This window comes from Streptomyces sp. NPDC104761, assembly GCF_055583445.1.
In genome coordinates this window covers 54,539-72,640 of sequence record NZ_JBVJNZ010000013.1, presented here as the reverse complement: position 1 = coordinate 72,640, position 18,102 = coordinate 54,539, and the positions used below count along the sequence as shown (strand labels likewise).

At 69.6% G+C, this 18,102-nt stretch carries 14 protein-coding genes; 13 read left to right on the top strand and 1 reads right to left on the bottom strand.

Going from position 1 to position 18,102, the window contains the following annotated elements; translation table 11 throughout:
• Nucleotides 1-46 precede the first annotated feature (46 nt).
• Entirely contained in the window at nucleotides 47-1,390 is a 1,344-nt protein-coding gene (locus tag ACZ63F_RS30840) for a glycoside hydrolase family 16 protein (RefSeq protein WP_469716239.1), read from the top strand.
• Nucleotides 1,391-1,444: 54 nt separating this feature from the next.
• Here the strand turns inward: ACZ63F_RS30840 and ACZ63F_RS30835 are convergent, their stop codons facing one another.
• Entirely contained in the window at nucleotides 1,445-2,341 is an 897-nt protein-coding gene (locus ACZ63F_RS30835) for a helix-turn-helix domain-containing protein (protein WP_469715858.1), read from the bottom strand.
• Nucleotides 2,342-2,486: 145 nt separating this feature from the next.
• Between ACZ63F_RS30835 and tkt the strand changes: the two genes are divergently transcribed.
• The 12 genes from tkt to ACZ63F_RS30775 all read left to right on the top strand — a co-directional run bounded on the left by tkt (nucleotide 2,487) and on the right by ACZ63F_RS30775 (nucleotide 18,060).
• Entirely contained in the window at nucleotides 2,487-4,577 is a 2,091-nt protein-coding gene (tkt, locus tag ACZ63F_RS30830; protein WP_469715856.1) for a transketolase, read from the top strand.
• A gap of 32 nt (nucleotides 4,578-4,609) precedes the next feature.
• On the top strand, nucleotides 4,610-5,752 hold the full coding sequence (tal, locus tag ACZ63F_RS30825) for a transaldolase (RefSeq protein ID WP_469715854.1): 1,143 nt from the start codon (nucleotides 4,610-4,612) through the stop codon (nucleotides 5,750-5,752).
• Entirely contained in the window at nucleotides 5,752-7,320 is a 1,569-nt protein-coding gene (gene zwf / locus ACZ63F_RS30820) for a glucose-6-phosphate dehydrogenase (protein WP_469715853.1), read from the top strand. The genes tal and zwf overlap by 1 nt, the downstream gene beginning before the upstream one ends.
• On the top strand, nucleotides 7,317-8,252 hold the full coding sequence (gene opcA, locus ACZ63F_RS30815; RefSeq protein WP_469715852.1) for a glucose-6-phosphate dehydrogenase assembly protein OpcA: 936 nt from the start codon (nucleotides 7,317-7,319) through the stop codon (nucleotides 8,250-8,252). The genes zwf and opcA overlap by 4 nt, the downstream gene beginning before the upstream one ends.
• A complete protein-coding gene (gene pgi / locus ACZ63F_RS30810; RefSeq protein ID WP_469715851.1) occupies nucleotides 8,245-9,885 on the top strand; it encodes a glucose-6-phosphate isomerase in 1,641 nt (546 codons plus the stop codon). Before opcA ends, pgi begins: the two co-directional genes overlap by 8 nt.
• A 5-nt stretch (nucleotides 9,886-9,890) precedes the next feature.
• Nucleotides 9,891-10,769: a phosphogluconate dehydrogenase (NAD(+)-dependent, decarboxylating) gene (gnd, locus tag ACZ63F_RS30805; RefSeq protein WP_469715850.1), complete on the top strand. Its 879-nt coding sequence runs from the start codon at nucleotides 9,891-9,893 to the stop codon at nucleotides 10,767-10,769.
• 6 nt (nucleotides 10,770-10,775) lie between these two features.
• On the top strand, nucleotides 10,776-11,369 hold the full coding sequence (locus tag ACZ63F_RS30800; RefSeq protein ID WP_469715849.1) for a histidine phosphatase family protein: 594 nt from the start codon (nucleotides 10,776-10,778) through the stop codon (nucleotides 11,367-11,369).
• Nucleotides 11,370-11,572: 203 nt separating this feature from the next.
• Entirely contained in the window at nucleotides 11,573-12,820 is a 1,248-nt protein-coding gene (locus ACZ63F_RS30795; RefSeq protein WP_469715848.1) for an ROK family protein, read from the top strand.
• An 11-nt stretch (nucleotides 12,821-12,831) separates the two neighbouring features.
• Complete coding sequence (locus ACZ63F_RS30790) at nucleotides 12,832-14,691, top strand: glycoside hydrolase (RefSeq protein ID WP_469715847.1); 1,860 nt, start codon at nucleotides 12,832-12,834, stop codon at nucleotides 14,689-14,691.
• Nucleotides 14,692-14,942: 251 nt separating this feature from the next.
• Nucleotides 14,943-16,208: an ABC transporter substrate-binding protein gene (locus ACZ63F_RS30785; RefSeq protein WP_469715845.1), complete on the top strand. Its 1,266-nt coding sequence runs from the start codon at nucleotides 14,943-14,945 to the stop codon at nucleotides 16,206-16,208.
• A gap of 20 nt (nucleotides 16,209-16,228) precedes the next feature.
• Nucleotides 16,229-17,197, top strand: coding sequence for a carbohydrate ABC transporter permease (locus tag ACZ63F_RS30780; protein WP_469715843.1), 969 nt, complete (start codon nucleotides 16,229-16,231; stop codon nucleotides 17,195-17,197).
• Nucleotides 17,194-18,060: a carbohydrate ABC transporter permease gene (locus ACZ63F_RS30775; protein ID WP_469715841.1), complete on the top strand. Its 867-nt coding sequence runs from the start codon at nucleotides 17,194-17,196 to the stop codon at nucleotides 18,058-18,060. The genes ACZ63F_RS30780 and ACZ63F_RS30775 overlap by 4 nt, the downstream gene beginning before the upstream one ends.
• Nucleotides 18,061-18,102: the final 42 nt, after the last annotated feature.

Below are 18,102 nucleotides of genomic sequence, written 5' to 3'. Positions count from 1 at the left end.
ACCCCCTGGAGAAAACAGCCTGCGCCCCTCGCTTTTCGGTTCCCTCCTGTCGGTACCTCCCCCCGGGGCCTGTGTTTTCGCTCCCCCCGCGACCCCCACGCTGCCCGCCAACGCCTCGGCCCCCTCCGTGCCGTCCGGCTGGAGCCAGGTCTTCCTCGACGACTTCAACGGCTCGGCCGGCACCGGCGTCAACACCTCCAACTGGCAGTACGACACCGGGACCTCCTATCCCGGAGGCGCCGCCAACTGGGGCACCGGCGAGGTCGAGACGATGACCAACAGCACCACCAACGTCGCCCTGGACGGCAGCGGCAACCTGAAGATCACGCCGGTGCGGGACTCGTCCGGCAACTGGACGTCGGGCCGGATCGAGACCACCCGTACCGACTTCCAGCCCCCGGCGGGCGGCAAGCTGCGCGTCGAGGCCCGCATCCAGATGCCGAACGTCACGGGCAACGCGGCCCTCGGCTACTGGCCGGCCTTCTGGATGCTGGGCGCCCCCTACCGGGGCAACTACCAGAACTGGCCGAGCGTCGGCGAGCTGGACATCATGGAGAACGTCAACGGCATCAACAAGACGTGGGCGACCATGCACTGCGGCACGGCCTCGGGCGGCCCGTGCAACGAGACGACGGGGCTCGGCAATTCGACCGCCTGCCCCAACACCACCTGCCAGGCCGGCTTCCACACCTACACGATGGAGTGGGACCGCTCGGTCAGCCCCGAGGCGATCCGCTTCTACGTCGACGGCGTCAACTACCAGACCGTGACGGCGAACCAGGTGGACGCCACCACCTGGGCCAACGCCACGAACCACGGCTTCTTCGTCATCCTGAACGTGGCGATGGGCGGCGGCTTCCCAGCCGCGTTCGGCGGCGGACCGACCTCCGCCACCGAGTCCGGCCACCCGATGGTCGTCGACTACGTCCAGGTGCTGTCGGCCAGTGGGAGCGGCACCACGACCCCGCCGACCGGCAACCGTGACGCCTACAGCGCGATCCAGGCCGAGTCGTACGACAGCCAGTCCGGCGTCACCGCCGAGACCACCACCGACACCGGCGGCGGCCAGGACATCGGCTACGTCGCCAACGGCGACTGGGCGCTCTACAAGGGGGTGAACTTCGGCTCCACGGCGGCCACCCAGTTCTACGCGAGGGTGGCGAGCGGCGCGGCCTCCGGGGTGAGCGGCCAGGTCCAGGTCCGGCTCGACAGCCCCTCCAACTCCCCCGTCGGCAGCTTCTCGGTCGCCAACACCGGCGGCTGGCAGACCTGGACGACGGTCCCGGCCAACATCAGCTCGGTGACGGGCACCCACGACGTCTATCTGACCTTCAGCAGCGGCCAGCCGGCGGACTTCGTGAACGTGAACTGGTTCGACTTCGGTCACTGACGACCGAGTGGCCGCACGGCGCCGGAGTGGTCCTGCTCCGGCGCCGTCGCCATGTCAGCGCAGCTCGGCCCGGAACGCCACCGGTGTCTGCCCGGTGTGCAGGTGGAAGAACTTGGAGAAGTTCGCCGCGTCCGGGAAGCCGACCGCCGCACCGACCCGGCCGATCGGGAGGTCGGTGTGGGCGAGGAGGCGCTTGGCCTCCAGGACGACCCGCTTGTCGATGAAGCCCTTGGGGGTCTCCCCGGTCGCGGCGCGGACCGCGCGGACCAGGGTGCGGCGGGAGTAACCGAGGCTGTCGGCGTAGGCGCTGACGCTGTGGTTGGTGGCGAAGTCCTTCTCCACGGCGTCCCTGAACAGGGTGAAGGTCGTGTCGGCCTGGCTGCGGGCCGCCTCCGCCGAGGTGGCCGCGAGATGGGCGAGGCGCAGGAGAAACGCCGTCAGGGAGTGCCGCAGCACCGAGGTGTGCAGGGACAGGGGGAGGGTCTCGGTGTCCTCGTACTCGCGCTGCAGGTGGGCGAGCGACGCCTGGAGCGCGGCGAGCTGCGGGGCGTCGGGGCGGAGCAGGGGCGGCAGGTCGTAGCGGTAGAGGCCGGTCGCCTCGACCGTGGCCCGCGGCAGGAATCCGGGCTGCATGGTCAGGACGGTTCCGCGGTACTCGCAGGTCCGCGAGAAGCGGTGCACCTGCCCGGGGCGGATCCAGAGCAGGTCGCCGGCCCGGGCCTCGTACCCGGCGAAGTCGATCATGTGGCGGACCGGGCCCTCGGTGAAGAGCATGACCACGTGGAAATCGATGCGGTGGACGCGCTCCAGCGGGGCGTCGGCGTGCCACAGGCGTTCGGTCCCCATCGGGCCGACCTGGATGCCGACGCCGCCGACGCTCAGATCCACCGGGAAGGGGAAGGTTCTGATTCCGTCACCGTCGCCTGCCCCGTTGGGCGTTCTGTCCGCCATGTCCTTCTCGTGCCGTCCCTGTCGAAGATCCGTGTCCCACTTTCACCACAGGCTGACACACCCCGACCTTCCCTCCCAAAAGTCAGACTTTTACTTTTGAACGCGTCAGGCCAGCCAGAACGCTTCGAACGAGGACTTCTTGAAGATGAGCACGCAGACATCGGTGGGCGTCGACGACGGCTTCGAGTGGACCGACCTCGACCGGCGCGCCGTGGACACGGCCCGCCTCCTCGCGGCCGACGCGGTCCAGCAGGTCGGCAACGGACACCCCGGCACCGCGATGAGCCTGGCCCCGGCGGCGTACACGATCTTTCAGAAGGTGATGCGCCACGACCCGGCCGACCCCGAGTGGACCGGCCGGGACCGTTTCGTCCTCTCCCCCGGGCACACCTCGCTCACCCTCTACACCCAGCTCTTCCTCGCCGGGTACGAGCTGGAGCTGGACGACCTCAAGGCCTTCCGGACGCACGGGTCGAAGACGCCGGGCCACCCGGAATACGGGCACACGGCCGGTGTGGAGACCACCACGGGCCCCCTCGGCCAGGGCGTCGCCAACGCCGTCGGCATGGCCATGGCGGCCCGCTACGAGCGCGGTCTCTTCGACCCCGAGGCCCCCGAGGGCACCTCCCCCTTCGACCACACCATCTGGGCGATCGTCTCCGACGGCGACCTGGAGGAGGGCGTCTCCGCCGAGGCCTCCTCGATGGCCGGCCACCAGAAGCTCGGCAACCTGGTCTTCGTCTACGACGACAACCACATCTCCATCGAGGGCGACACCGCGACCGCGTTCTCCGAGGACGTCCTCAAGCGGTACGAGGCCTACGGCTGGCACACCCAGCGCATCGAGCCGACCGCCGAGGGCGACGTCGACGTGCACGCCCTGTACGCGGCCCTGAAGGCGGCCCAGGCCGAGACGGGGCGGCCGTCCATCATCGCCATGCGCACGATCATCGCCTGGCCGGCCCCGAACGCCCGGAACACCGAGGCCTCCCACGGCTCCGCGCTCGGCGCCGACGAGGTCGCCGCCACCAAGCGCGTCCTCGGCTTCGACCCGGAGCGGAGCTTCCAGGTCGACGCCGACGTGCTGGCCCACACCCACCGCGCCCTGGACCGGGGTGCCGAGGCCCACGCGGCCTGGGACAAGCACCTCGCCGAGTGGCGGTCGGGGAACGCGGAGCACGCACGGCTCTTCGACCGGGTCGTGGCCGGCCGGCTCCCCGAGGGCTGGGAGGACGCGCTGCCCGTCTTCGAGGAGGGCAAGGCCGTCGCCACCCGCGCCGCCTCCGGCAAGGTCCTGCAGGCGCTGGGCGCGCTGCTGCCCGAGCTGTGGGGCGGCTCCGCCGACCTCGCGGGCTCCAACAACACCACCATCGACAAGACGTCCTCCTTCCTGCCGAAGGGCAACCCGCTGCCCGAGGCGGACCCGTACGGCCGTACCGTCCACTTCGGTATCCGCGAGTTCTCGATGGCCGCCGAGATGAACGGCATCGCCCTGCACGGCAACACCCGCATCTACGGCGGCACCTTCCTGGTGTTCTCCGACTACATGCGCAACGCCGTCCGCATGTCGGCGCTCATGCAGCTCCCGGTGACGTACGTCTGGACGCACGACTCCATCGGCCTCGGCGAGGACGGCCCGACCCACCAGCCGGTCGAGCACCTGGCCGCGCTGCGCGCCATCCCGGGCCTGAACGTCGTCCGCCCGGCCGACGCCAACGAGACCGCGGCGGCCTGGGCCGAGATCCTGAAGAGGCACGCCACGCACCCGGCCCCGCACGGGCTCGCGCTGACCCGCCAGGGCGTGCCGACGTACGCGCCGAACCCGGACGCGGCCAAGGGCGGCTACGTGCTGCGCGAGTCGTCGACCGAGACCCCGGAGGTGGTCCTGATCGCCACCGGTTCCGAGGTGCACCTCGCCGTCGAGGCCCGCGACCTCCTGGAGGCCGAGGGGACCGGCACCCGCGTGGTGTCGATGCCGTCCGTGGAGTGGTTCGAGGAGCAGCCCCGCGAGTACCGCGAGAGCGTCCTGCCGCCGGCCGTGAAGGCGCGGGTCGCCGTGGAGGCCGGGATCGGCCTGACCTGGTACCGCTTCGTGGGCGACGCCGGCCGCATCGTCTCCCTGGAGCACTTCGGCGCCTCCGCCGACGCCAGGACCCTGTTCGCCGAGTTCGGCTTCACCCCCGAGAACGTGGCGGCCGCGGCCCGCGAGTCGCTCGCCGCCGCCCGTACCGCCTGATCCGCCAGCCAGAAACAGTTCAGTAGAGGAAGATGATCACTGTGACCGAAGCAACCGCCACCGCGGGAGCACTGAAGCGCCTGACCGACGAGGGCGTCTCGATCTGGCTGGACGACCTGTCGCGCAAGCGGATCAGCACCGGCAACCTCGCCGGGCTCGTCGCGGAGAAGAACGTCGTGGGCGTGACCACGAACCCGTCGATCTTCCAGGCCGCCATCGGCTCCGGCGAGGGGTACGAGGAGCAGCTCGCCGACCTGGCCGTGCGGGGCGTCACGGTCGAGGAGGCCGTGCGGATGATGACGACGCAGGACGTGCGGGCCGCGGCCGACATCCTGCATTCTGTATACGATGTGTCACATGGCACAGACGGCCGGGTCTCCATCGAGGTCGACCCCCGCCTCGCCCACCGCACCGCCGCCACCGTCGCCGAGGCCAAGCAGCTCTTCTGGCTCGTCGACCGCCCCAACGTGATGATCAAGATCCCGGCGACGAAGGCCGGCCTCCCGGCGATCACCGCGGTCGTCGCGGAGGGCATCAGCGTCAACGTCACGCTGATCTTCTCCCTGGAGCGCTACCGTGAGGTCATGGCCGCCTACCTGGCCGGCCTGGAGCAGGCCGCGGCCAAGGGCCTGGACCTCTCCACGATCCACTCCGTGGCCTCCTTCTTCGTCTCCCGCGTCGACAGCGAGATCGACAAGCGGCTGACGGTCATCGGCACGGACGAGGCGCTCGCGCTGAAGGGCAAGGCGGCGCTGGCCAACGCGCGGCTCGCCTACGAGGCGTACGAGCAGGTCTTCACCGGCGAGCGCTGGGCGGCCCTGTCGGCGGCGGGTGCCCACAAGCAGCGTCCGCTGTGGGCCTCCACCGGCGTGAAGGACCCGGCGTACAAGGACACCCTCTACGTCGACGAGCTGGTGGCCCCCGGCACCGTCAACACCATGCCGGAGGCGACGCTGAACGCGACCGCCGACCACGGTGACATCCACGGCGACACGGTGACCGGCGGCTACGCGCAGGCCCGCGCGGATCTGGCAGCGGTGGAGCGGCTCGGCATCTCCTACGACGAGGTGGTGGGCAAGCTGGAGGACGAGGGCGTCGCCAAGTTCGAGGTGGCCTGGCAGGAGCTGCTGGACGCCGTCACGAAGTCCTTGGACAGCAAGGGAGTTGAGGCGTAATGAGCGAGACCGCCAAGGAGGTGCGGGTGCCGGTGGTGCCCGCCGCCGACTGGGACAACCCGCTGCGCGACCCGCGCGACCGGCGGCTGCCGCGGGTCGCGGGTCCGTCGGGCCTGGTCATCTTCGGGGTGACGGGCGACCTGTCCCGCAAGAAGCTGATGCCGGCCGTCTACGACCTGGCCAACCGCGGGCTGCTGCCGCCGGGCTTCTCGCTCGTCGGCTTCGCCCGCCGGGACTGGGAGGACCAGGACTTCGCGCAGGTCGTCCACGACGCGGTGCGCGAGCACGCCCGGACCCCGTTCCAGGAGGAGGTCTGGCAGCAGCTGGCCGAGGGCATGCGGTTCATCCCCGGTGACTTCGACGACGACACCGCCTTCAAGCAGCTGAAGTCGGCCGTGGACGAGCTGGACTCGTCCCGGGGCACCGGCGGCAACTTCGCGTTCTACCTCTCCGTGCCGCCGAAGTTCTTCCCGAAGGTCGTGCGGCAGCTGAAGAAGGTCGGCCTGGCGACCCCGCCGGCGGGTTCCTGGCGGCGGGCGGTCATCGAGAAGCCGTTCGGCCACGACCTGGCGTCGGCACAGGAGCTGAACGCGATCGTCCACGACGTGTTCGATCCGGACCAGGTGTTCCGCATCGACCACTACCTGGGCAAGGAGACCGTCCAGAACATCCTGGCGCTGCGCTTCGCCAACCAGATGTACGAGCCGATCTGGAACCGGTCGTACGTCGACCACGTGCAGATCACCATGGCCGAGGACATCGGCATCGGCGGCCGCGCGGGGTACTACGACGGCATCGGCGCGGCGCGTGACGTGATCCAGAACCACCTGCTCCAGCTGATGGCCCTCACTGCGATGGAGGAGCCGATCGCGTTCGACGCGGACGCGCTGCTCACCGAGAAGCTGAAGGTCCTGAAGTCGGTGCGGCTGCCGGGGGACCTGGGGCGGCACACCGTGCGCGGGCAGTACGCCGAGGGCTGGCAGGGCGGCGAGAAGGTGATCGGCTACCTCCAGGAGGAGGGGATCGACCCGAAGTCGAAGACCGACACCTACGCGGCCGTCAAGCTGGGCATCGACAACCGCCGCTGGGCCGGCGTCCCCTTCTACCTGCGCACCGGCAAGCGGCTGGGCCGCCGCGTCACCGAGATCGCGGTGGTCTTCAAGCGGGCCCCGCACTCCCCCTTCGACTCCACGGCCACCGAGGAGCTCGGCGCGAACGCGATCGTCATCCGCGTCCAGCCCGACGAGGGCATGACCGTCCGGTTCGGCTCCAAGGTGCCGGGCACCTCGATGGAGATCCGGGACGTGTCGATGGACTTCGCCTACGGCGAGTCGTTCACGGAGTCCAGCCCGGAGGCGTACGAGCGGCTCATCCTGGACGTGCTGCTCGGCGACGCCAATTTGTTCCCTCGTCACCAGGAAGTGGAAGAGTCCTGGAAGATCCTCGACCCGATCGAGACGTACTGGGCAAAGCATGGTAAGCCCGCCCAGTACCCGTCGGGCAGCTGGGGACCGCAGGAAGCCGACGAGATGCTCGCACGAGACGGACGGAGCTGGCGCAGGCCATGAAGATCGACCTGACCGACACCACGGCAAGCAAGATCAACAAGGCGCTGGTGCAGGGGCGCCGCGCCATCGGCACGCCCGCTGTGGGCATGGTCCTGACGATGGTGATCGTCACGGACGAGGAGAACGCCTACGACTCGATCAAGGCGGCCGAGGAGGCCTCGCACGAGCACCCCTCGCGCACCCTGGTCGTCATCAAGCGGCACGCCCGCACCCTGCGCGACCGCACCGCGTCCCGGCTTGACGCCGAGGTCCGGGTCGGCTCCGAGGCCGGCACCGGCGAGACGGTCGTGCTGCGCACCTACGGCGAGGTCTCCGACCACGCCGACTCGGTGGTGCTGCCGCTGCTGCTGCCGGACGCCCCGGTGGTCGTGTGGTGGCCGGTGGAGGCCCCGGAGACGCCGTCCAAGGACCCCCTCGGCGCGCTCGCCCAGCGCCGGATCACCGACCTGTACGCGGTCGACCGGCCGATGGAGGTCCTGGAGAGCCGCGCCCGCAACTACGCGCCCGGCGACACCGACCTCGCCTGGACCCGGCTCACCCTGTGGCGGTCCATGCTGGCCGCCGCCCTCGACCAGGCCCGGGTGGACGTGACCTCGGCGGCCGTCGAGGCCGAGGCGGACAACCCCAGCGCCGAACTCCTCGCCCGCTGGCTGGAGGCGCGCCTGAAGGTCAAGGTGGACCGCGTGGTCTCCCCCGGCCCGGTCGTCACGGCCGTACGGCTCGGCACCGCCAACGGCGAGATCCGCATCGACCGCCCCGAGGGCCCGCTGGCCAGCCTGACCCTGCCGGGCCAGCCGCCGCGCACCCTCGCCCTGAAGGTCCGCTCCACCTCCGAACTGATCGCCGAGGAGCTCCGCCGCCTCGACGCGGACGAGATGTACGCCGTCGCCCTGCGGGGCGAGGGCACCAAGGAGACCGTCTCCCATGCCTGACACCCCCGAGCTCACCCGGCGGCCCGAGTGGGCCGCCCTGGAGGACCACCGGGCCGAGGGACAGCCCGTCCTGCGTGAGCTGTTCGCGGCCGACCCTGCGCGCGCCGAGCGGTACGTCGTACGGGTCGGCGACCTGTACATCGACTACAGCAAGCACCTGATCACGGACGAGACCCTCGCCCTGCTCCGGGAACTGGCCGCCGCCACCGACGTGTTCGGGCTGCGGGACGCGATGTTCCGCGGCGAGAGGATCAACATCACCGAGCGGCGGGCGGTCCTGCACACCGCGCTGCGCGCCCCGCGCGACGCGGTGGTCGAGGTGGACGGGGTGAACGTCGTCCCCGGCGTGCACGCCGTGCTCGACAAGATGAGCGCCTTCGCCGAGCGGGTCCGCTCGGGCGAGTGGACCGGCCACACCGGCAGGCGGATCAAGAACGTCGTCAACATCGGCATCGGCGGCTCGGACCTCGGTCCCGCGATGGCCTACGAGGCCCTCCGTGCCTTCACCGCACGGGACTTGACGTTCCGGTTCGTGTCCAACGTGGACGGCGCCGACCTGCACGAGGCGACCCGCGACCTGGACCCGGCGGAGACACTGTTCATCGTCGCGTCGAAGACGTTCACCACGATCGAGACCATCACCAACGCGACCTCGGCCCGCACCTGGCTCCTCGAGGGGCTCGGAGGCGACGAGAAGGCGGTGGCCAAGCACTTCGTGGCCCTGTCGACCAACGCCGGCAAGGTCACCGAGTTCGGCATCGACCCGGACAACATGTTCGAGTTCTGGGACTGGGTCGGCGGCCGCTACTCCTACGACTCGGCCATCGGCCTCTCCCTGATGATCGCCATCGGCCCGGACCGCTTCCGCGAGATGCTGGACGGCTTCCACCTGGTCGACGAGCACTTCCGCACCGCCCCCGCCGAGTCCAACGCGCCGCTGCTCCTCGGCCTGCTGGGCGTCTGGTACGGCAACTTCTTCGACGCCCAGTCGCACGCGGTGCTGCCGTACAGCCACTACCTGTCCAAGTTCACGGCCTACCTGCAGCAGCTGGACATGGAGTCCAACGGCAAGTCGGTGGACCGTGAGGGCCGGCAGGTGCAGTGGCAGACCGGTCCGGTGGTGTGGGGCACGCCGGGCACCAACGGGCAGCACGCGTACTACCAGCTGATCCACCAGGGCACCAAGCTGATCCCGGCGGACTTCATCGGCTTCGCCGAGCCGGTCGCCGAGCTGAGCGGTGAGCTCAAGGCCCAGCACGACCTGCTGATGGCGAACTTCTTCGCCCAGACCCAGGCGCTGGCCTTCGGCAAGACGGCCGACGAGGTCCGTGCGGAGGGCGTGGCCGAGGAGCAGGTGGCGCACCGCACCTTCCAGGGCAACCACCCCACCACCACGATCCTGGCCCGCGAGCTCACCCCGTCGGTCCTCGGCCAGCTCGTCGCCCTCTACGAGCACAAGGTCTTCGTGCAGGGCGCGATCTGGAACATCGACTCCTTCGACCAGTGGGGCGTGGAGCTGGGCAAGGTGCTCGCCAAGCGCATCGAACCCGCCCTCACCGACGGCGCCGACGTGCCCGGCCTCGACCCGTCCACCACCGCCCTCGTCTCGACGTACCGAACGCTTAGGAAGTGAATGACATGCAGCTCGGACTGATCGGCCTCGGCAAGATGGGCGGCAACATGCGCGAGCGGATCCGCCGCGCAGGGCACACCGTCATCGGCTACGACCGCAACCCGGACGTCTCCGACGTCAAGTCCCTCGAGGAACTGGTCGAGAAGCTCGACGCCCCGCGCACGGTGTGGGTGATGGTCCCGGCCGGCCACGCCACCCAGTCCGTCGTCGACGAGCTCAAGGACCTGCTGTCCGAGGGCGACACGGTCGTCGACGGCGGCAACTCCCGCTGGACGGACGACGAGAAGCACGCCGCCGAACTCGGCATCAAGGGCATCGGCTTCGTCGACGCCGGTGTCTCCGGCGGTGTGTGGGGCCTGGAGAACGGCTACGCCCTGATGGTCGGTGGCGACAAGGAGCACGTCGAGCGGCTCCACCCGATCTTCGAGGCGCTCAAGCCGGAGGGCCCGTACGGCTACGTCCACGCCGGCAGGGTCGGCGCCGGGCACTTCTCCAAGATGGTCCACAACGGCATCGAGTACGCCATGATGCAGGCGTACGCCGAGGGCTGGGAGCTCCTTGAGAAGGTCAAGTCCGTGGACAACGTCCGCGAGGTCTTCCGCTCCTGGCAGGAGGGCACCGTCATCCGCTCCTGGCTGCTCGACCTCGCGGTCAACGCGCTGGACGACGACGAGCACCTGGACAAGCTGAAGGGCTTCGCGCAGGACTCCGGCGAGGGCCGCTGGACCGTCGAGGCGGCGATCGACAACGCGGTGCCGCTGCCGGCGATCACGGCCTCCCTCTTCGCGCGGTTCGCGTCCCGCCAGGACGACTCCCCGCAGATGAAGATGGTCGCCGCGCTGCGCAACCAGTTCGGCGGCCACGCCGTCGAGTCGAAGGAATAGGGCGCCGTGGGGGACCTCCTCCTGGTCCGCCACGGTGAGACGGAGTGGAGCGTGTCGGGCCAGCACACCAGCTGGACCGACCTGCCCCTCACCCAGCACGGCGAGGAACAGGCCAAGTCCCTCGCCCCGCTGCTCACCGACCGGACCTACGCACTGGCGCTGGCCAGCCCGCTGGACCGCGCGATACGCACGGCCGAACTGGCCGGTCTGACCGGGGTCGTCCCAGACCCCGACCTGCACGAATGGGACTACGGCGGCTACGAGGGCATCACCACCGCGGAGATCCACCGCACCCGCCCGGACTGGTACCTGTGGACCGACGGCGTCCCCCCGGGCCCGGAGGGCCGTCCCGGCGAGTCGCCGGAGCAGATCGGCGCACGGGCCGACCGGGTGCTCAGGAAGGTGGAGACGGCGCTCAACGGCGGCACGGGTGACGTGATCCTGGTGGCCCACTCCCACTTCCTGCGCGTGCTGACCGCCCGCCGCCTGGGGCTGCCGCCCGCCGAGGGCCGGCTGTTCCAGCTGGCGACCGGGACGGTCAGTCGGCTCTCCACCGAGCACGGGTGGCCCGTGATCGCCGAGTGGAACAAGCAGCCGTAGGACAGCAGGACACCCCGCGACGGCCCGTCAGTGACAACTGACGGGCCGTTTTGGCGCATTGCCGTCGACAGCCGCCACGCGGGTGTTTCTACGGCCCCTTTCCTAACCCCTTGTCGAAAGTCCCGCGAAGCCCATAGCCTGACGCCGCGCCGGTGCCGTCGTACGCCCCGGCCCGGCCGTGACGGGATGGGAGGGGCAGCCGCGTGAAGCGCACATCGCGTGACATCCGCACCGCGAACCGCTACGAGGTGCTGCGCCAGATCATCGCCCGCTCCCCCACCTCCCGGCAGACGCTCGCGGCCGCCACCGGACTGAGCGTCGCCACGGTCGCCACCCTCGTCGGCGAACTGCTCGACCTCCGGATGATCACCGAGGTCGGCTTCGAGGACTCGGCGGGCGGCCGCCCCCGGGGACTCGTCGCCGTCAACTCCGCGGGCGGCGCGCTGATCGGCGTCGACATGGCGGAGACGTACGTCCGGGTGGAACTGTTCGACCTGGGGCTGAACGTGCTGGCCCGCGCGGTGGAGGAGATGCGCCCCGGGGAGAGCCGGCCGGAGCAGGTGGTGGGTCAGGTGGCCGCGGCGGTCGGTGCGGTGGTGGCGCAGGCCGGCATCGAGGGCGCGCGGGTGCTGGGCGTCGGGGTGAGCGTGCCGGGGCAGGTGGACCGGGCCACCGGCATCGCCGAGTACGCGCCCAACTGGGACTGGCACGACGTGCCGTTGCTCGGCCTGCTCGCCGAGCACATCGCCTACCCGCTGCACCTGGACAACCCGCTGCGGGCGAGCGCGGTGGCCGAGCTGTGGTTCGGGGCGGCGCGCGGGCGTGAGGACGCCGTGGTGGTGAACCTCGGCACGGGGGTCGGGGCCGGGCTGGTGCTCGGCGGCGCACTGTACCGGGGCGTGAGCAACAGTGCCGGCGAGTGGGGTCACACGACGCTCGTGCTCGACGGGCGGCTGTGCCACTGCGGCAACCACGGCTGCGTGGAGACCTATGTCGGCGCCCCCGGCATCATGCTCAACCTGCGCGAACTCAGCCCCTGCTCTGCGCTGTTGCACGCCGAGGACCAGACGGCCACGGTCGACGCGCTGGCCGACGGGGTGGCCGCGGGCGATCCGGTGGCCGTCAAGGTGGTCCGTGACACCGCCCGTTACCTGGGCGCGGGCATCGCGGACCTGGTGAACCTGTACAACCCCGAAGTGGTCGTGCTCAGCAGCTGGGTCGCGAGGAAGCTGGGCACCCCGCTGCTCGACGAGGTGCGCGAGGCCGTCCGGCGGCACGCGCTCGGGCGGCCGTTCGCCGCCACCGAGATCGTCCTCTCCCCCGTCCCCACCGACCCGGTCTGCCTGGGCGCGGCCACCTTCGCCCTGGAGGGCGCCCTGCAGGCGGTGGGCCAGCGGGCCCCGAAGCGCACCACCGGTCCCGCAAGGAGCCGTACCGCACCACCTTCATGACGACGGAAGGGATGCACGTGTCACACCCGAACCGCAAGAGATCGGTCCTCCTGACGGCCGCGGCCGCACTGGCCGTCGCCGGACCCCTGATATCCGCCCCGCCCACCTCGGCGGCCGCCGCCACCGGATCCGTGCCCGCGGCCGAGGTCTCCCCGCACGCCGCCCAGACCATCGACGACATCGGCGCCTCGGGCGCCTGGTGGGTCAACGACCTCCAGCACTTCTCCCCCAAGGTGCAGGTCCGGGTGGCGAAGCTGCTCTTCTCGAAGCAGGGCCTGGACCTCAGCTCGTACCGCTACAACATCGGCGGCGGCGGGGCCGCGGTCACCACCCCGGCCCGGGCCGCCGAGGACTTCCTGCACGCCGACGGCTCCTACGACTGGAGCAAGGACAAGGGCGGCCGGACCTTCCTCACGTACGCCGCGAAGTACGGCGTCGAGGACCTGATCGGCTTCGTCAACAGCGCGCCCGCCCAGTGGACCACCAACGGGCAGAGCTGCGGCGGGCAGTTGAAGCCGGAGAACGAGCGCGACTACGCCAAGTACATCGCCGACGTCACCCAGCACTTCGCCGGGCAGGGCGTGCAGCTGGACCACATCAGCCCCTTCAACGAGCCGGACAACGACTTCGGTTCGTGCGGCCAGGAGGGCATGCAGGTCACCGTCGGCCAACGCGACGACATCGTGCGGGCGCTCGGCGCCGAGCAGCAGGCCCGGCACCAGAAGACCTCGATCATCGCCGACGAGTCCAGCCAGACCACCCAGTTGGTCTCCGAGCTCCCGCAGTGGATCTCGCAGCCGGGCACCGCCCCGTACGTGTCCGCGCTCGCCCACCACACGTACAACAACCCGAACGACGGCCAACTCGCCAACGTCTACGAGACGTCGAGGAGCGTCGGACAGAAGTCCTGGGCCACCGAGATCTGCTGCTTCGGAAAGGGCTCGACGGGCTGGAACCAGGAGTACGACCCGTCCATCGACAGCGCCCTGCTGACGTCCCGGATCATCTACAAGGACTTCGCGAGCGCCCACGACTCGGCCTTCCAGTGGTGGGTGGCGCTGGCCAGCGGCTACGGCACCGACCCGTACACGAAGAACGACGTCGGCTGGAACGACGGCCTGATCTACTACGACCCCGACTACGCGACGAACGGCAATCAGACCCTGTACTTCACCAAGCGGTACTACGCGCTCGGCCAGTACAGCAAGTTCGTCCGACCGGGCTCGGTCGCGCACAACGTGACCGGGGCCCCGGACGGGGTCGAGGTGTCGGCGTACGACAGCGGCGGGAGGTGGGTGGTCGTGGTCAACAACCACAACACCACCGACACCCCGTTGAGCCTGCACTTCAACAACGCGGCACCGGTGAAGGCCAGGCAGGCGGTGCGCACGTCGGCCACCGAGGACTGGGCCGACGTGGCGAAACCGTCGGTGAGCGCGGGGACGGTCTCGGCCACCCTCGCCGCCCGCTCGGTCACGACGTACGTCTTCGACCAGAAGGGCCATGACACTTCGGCCGTGACCGGCGCGCTGGCGGGCAAGCAGTCCGGCAAGTGCCTGACGGCGGGCGCCTCGGGGGCCGCGATCGCCACCTGCACGGGCGCGGCGGACCAGTCCTGGTCCTACGACGAGGACGGCACCCTGAAGGGCGCGAACGGCTATCTGACGGCCGCCTCCGGTTCCGGCCTCACCGCCGTCCCCGACCCCACGGGTGACGCGAGCCAGCGCTGGCTGCTGAACGCCAACGGGCAGATCCTCAGCGAGGCGTCCGGCAAGTGCCTCGACGTCAGCGGGCAGGCGACCACCGACGGCAGCAAGGTGATCCTCTACAGCTGCAACGGCGGCACCAACGAGGCCTGGACCAGGCAGTAACCGTCCGCCTCGGCGCAGACCCGAGGGCCGCCGGCCACCCCCCGAGCCGGCGGCCCTCAACTCGCCCTGCCTTCTGCTCTGTTCGTCATCCCGAACCGGGTGCAACGTTTCACGCAGACTTCGTCCAACCTCTTGCCGAAGCATTAGCCGAAGGTTAACGTCCCGCTCCGCGACGCATTTTCAGCCATCTGGTTTCCGAGGTCCCACGGGCCGTAGAGGCACCGCCGCACTCGACAGACAAGGACGTCAGCATGTCGGCACTGAGCAACAGCAACTGGTCCCGCCGGTCTCTCTTCCGCGCGGCAGCGGGCATGGCCGCCGCCGGCACGCTGGCCGCGTGCGGCAGCAACAACGGGAGAGGCGGCGGGAGCGGCTCGGGGACGCAGCTCACCCAGTACTTCCACGCCTACGGCGAGGCGGGGACCGAGCAGGCCCTCAAGCGCTACGCGGCGGCGTACAAGAAGGCCGACGTGAGCACCAACTGGATCACCGGCAACAACTTCGAGTCCGCGCTCTTCGCGGCCCTGCTCACCAAGAAGGCACCCGACGTCTTCGAGTTCCACCCGCAGCTTCAGCTCGTCAAGAGCGGCCAGGTGGCGGACCTGAGCGACCTCATCGACCCGGTCAAGGACGACTTCAACCCGAACGACATCAAGTCCCACACGGTCGACGGGAAGATCTACGGGATCCGGATGATCGACGACCCGCAGTTCTTCTACTACCGCAAGTCGATGCTGGAGAAGGCGAAGGTCGAGGTGCCCACCACGCTCGACGAGCTGGTGGAGGCCGCCGCCAAGCTGACCACCAGCAAGGTGAAGGGCGTCTTCCTCGGCAACGACTTCAGCGCGATCCAGAACCCCATCATCTGGTCCGCCGGTGCCGACACCATCGACGACAAGCACCAGATCGCCTACCACACGGACGGCGTCGTCGAGGGGCTGAAGACGCTCCGGAAGCTGTTCACCAGCGGCAACGTGCTGCTCGACGCCCCGACGGACTTCTGGGACCCGTCCTCGCTCAACCAGGGCCTGTGCGCCATCCAGTGGGGCGGCATGTGGTCCATGCCGGCCATGCAGCAGGCCCTCGGCGACGACCTCGGCATCTTCCCGTTCCCGAAGATCGGCAGCGCGGGCAAGCTCTCCGTCTACAACGGCGGCTGGTCGATCTTCGTCAACGCCAAGGGCAAGAACGTCGACGCGGCCAAGGAGTACGTCAAGTGGCTGTGGATCGACCAGAAGCAGTACCAGGAGGACTGGGCCACCTCGTACGGCTTCCACATCCCGCCGCGGACCTCGATCGCCGGCGAGGCCACCAAGCTCAAGTCCGGCCTGGCGGCCGAGGGAGTGAAGCTCTTCACCGACTACGGGCACTTCGACAACATCGCCTACGACCAGACCATGCAGACCGCGTTCGCCGAGGTGATCGCGTCCTCCGTCCGCAAGGGCGGCAGCCCCGAGGCGGCGCTCGACACCTGCGACAAGAAGGTCGACGTCGAGCTCAAGAAGCTGTTCGGATAGGCCCCCGGGAAGACCACGACATGTCGACCACCACCACACGCGGGGTCGCCCAGCCCGCCCCGGCCGAGGCCTCCCCGGCCCGGCCGCGGCGGGGCCTGCGGGGCAACCCGACCGTGAACTTCTGGCTCTTCACCGGGCCCTTCCTCATCGGCCTGGCGATCTTCGTCTTCGTGCCGATCGGCTGGAGCGTCTGGCTCAGCTTCTTCGACGCCCGCTACACCGTCACGCCGAGCCATTTCATCGGCTTCGACAACTACAGGCAGATCCTGACCAACAGCGAGTTCCCCGACTCGCTGGTGACGTTCACCGTGTTCGCCGCGTTCATCGTGCCGACCACCTGGGCGCTGTCGCTCGGGCTCGCGCTGCTCGTGAACCGGCTGCGGTTCATGCGGGCGTTCTTCCGGTCGGTGTTCTTCCTGCCGACCGCCGTCTCCTACGTGGCGGCGGCCCTGATCTGGAAGATGTCCATCTTCAGCGGCGTCCGCTTCGGACTCGCGAACACGGTCATCGGCTGGTTCGGCGCCGACACCGTCGCCTGGATGTCCGACCCCACTCCGCCTTGGTACTGGCTGGTCATCGTGACCCTGCGGCTGTGGATCCAGTCGGGCTTCTACATGATCCTGTTCCTGGCGGCGCTCCAGAACATCCCCGGCGAGCTGTACGAGGCCGCCGCCATCGATGGCGCCAAGCGGGGCTGGCAGACCTTCCGGTACATCACGCTGCCCCAGCTGCGCGCCACCTCGACCGCGGTGATCCTGCTCCTGCTGATCGCCGCCTACCAGGCGTTCGACGAGTTCTTCAACATCGTCGGACAGAAGGCGACCTGGGCCCAGACACCGCTCATGGTGCTCTACAAGACGGCCCTGGGCACCAGCCAGGACTACGGGGCGGGCAGCGCCGGCGCGGTCGTTCTGTCGCTGCTCATCTGCCTGGTCACCCTGGTCCAGGGCAAGTTCATGGGGTTCGGAAGGGGGGAGGAGTCCAAGTGACCACCACCGCACCGCAGGTCGGCAAGCGACGTGGCAGGGGCCGGGGCGTCCTCGGCAACACGGGGCTGTACGTCGCCGTCGGCGTGGCCGCCCTGCTCTTCCTGATCCCCTTCTACCTGATCGTCCGCAACGCGCTCTCCACGGACCTGGAGATCACGGGCGAGAACTGGAAAGTGCTGCCCTCCTTCCAGTGGGGCAACATCAGCGAGCTGTTCAGCGACCCCACGGTCGACTTCGGCAAGTCCATGGTGAACTCGCTCGTCGTCGCCGTCCTCACCACGGTCGGCACGCTCCTGGTGTGCTCGCTGGCGGGCTACGGCCTGGCCCGTATCCCGTACAGGCACGCCAACAAGGTCTTCTACGCCGTCCTGGCGACCCTGATGGTCCCCACCGCCGTCACCTTCGTGCCCAGCTTCGTGCTGGTCTCGTCCCTCGGCTGGGTGGACACCTACCGCGGTCTGATCATCCCGGGGCTGTTCAGTGGTTTCACCTGCTTCCTTTTCCGGCAGTACTTCCTCGGATTCCCGAAGGAGCTGGAGGAGGCGGCACGCGTGGACGGGCTCGGCTACTGGGGCGCGTACTGGCGGATCGTCGTACCCAACTCGCTGAACTTCTTCGCGGCGATCGCCACGATCACGTTCATCAGCGCGTGGAACTCGTTCCTGTGGCCGCTGGTCATCGGCCAGGACCCGAGCTCCTGGACCGTACAGATCGCGCTCTCCTCGTTCATGACCAACCAGACCGTCAACTTCCACCTGATCTTCATGGCCACCGCCATCTCCATCCTCCCCCTGGTGTTCGTCTTCCTCTTCCTCCAGCGCTGGCTGGTGCAGGGGATCGCGCAGACCGGGATCAAGGGCTGAGCCGCCTCGAACCGCCCCTGGAACCACACCTCGCACACACCC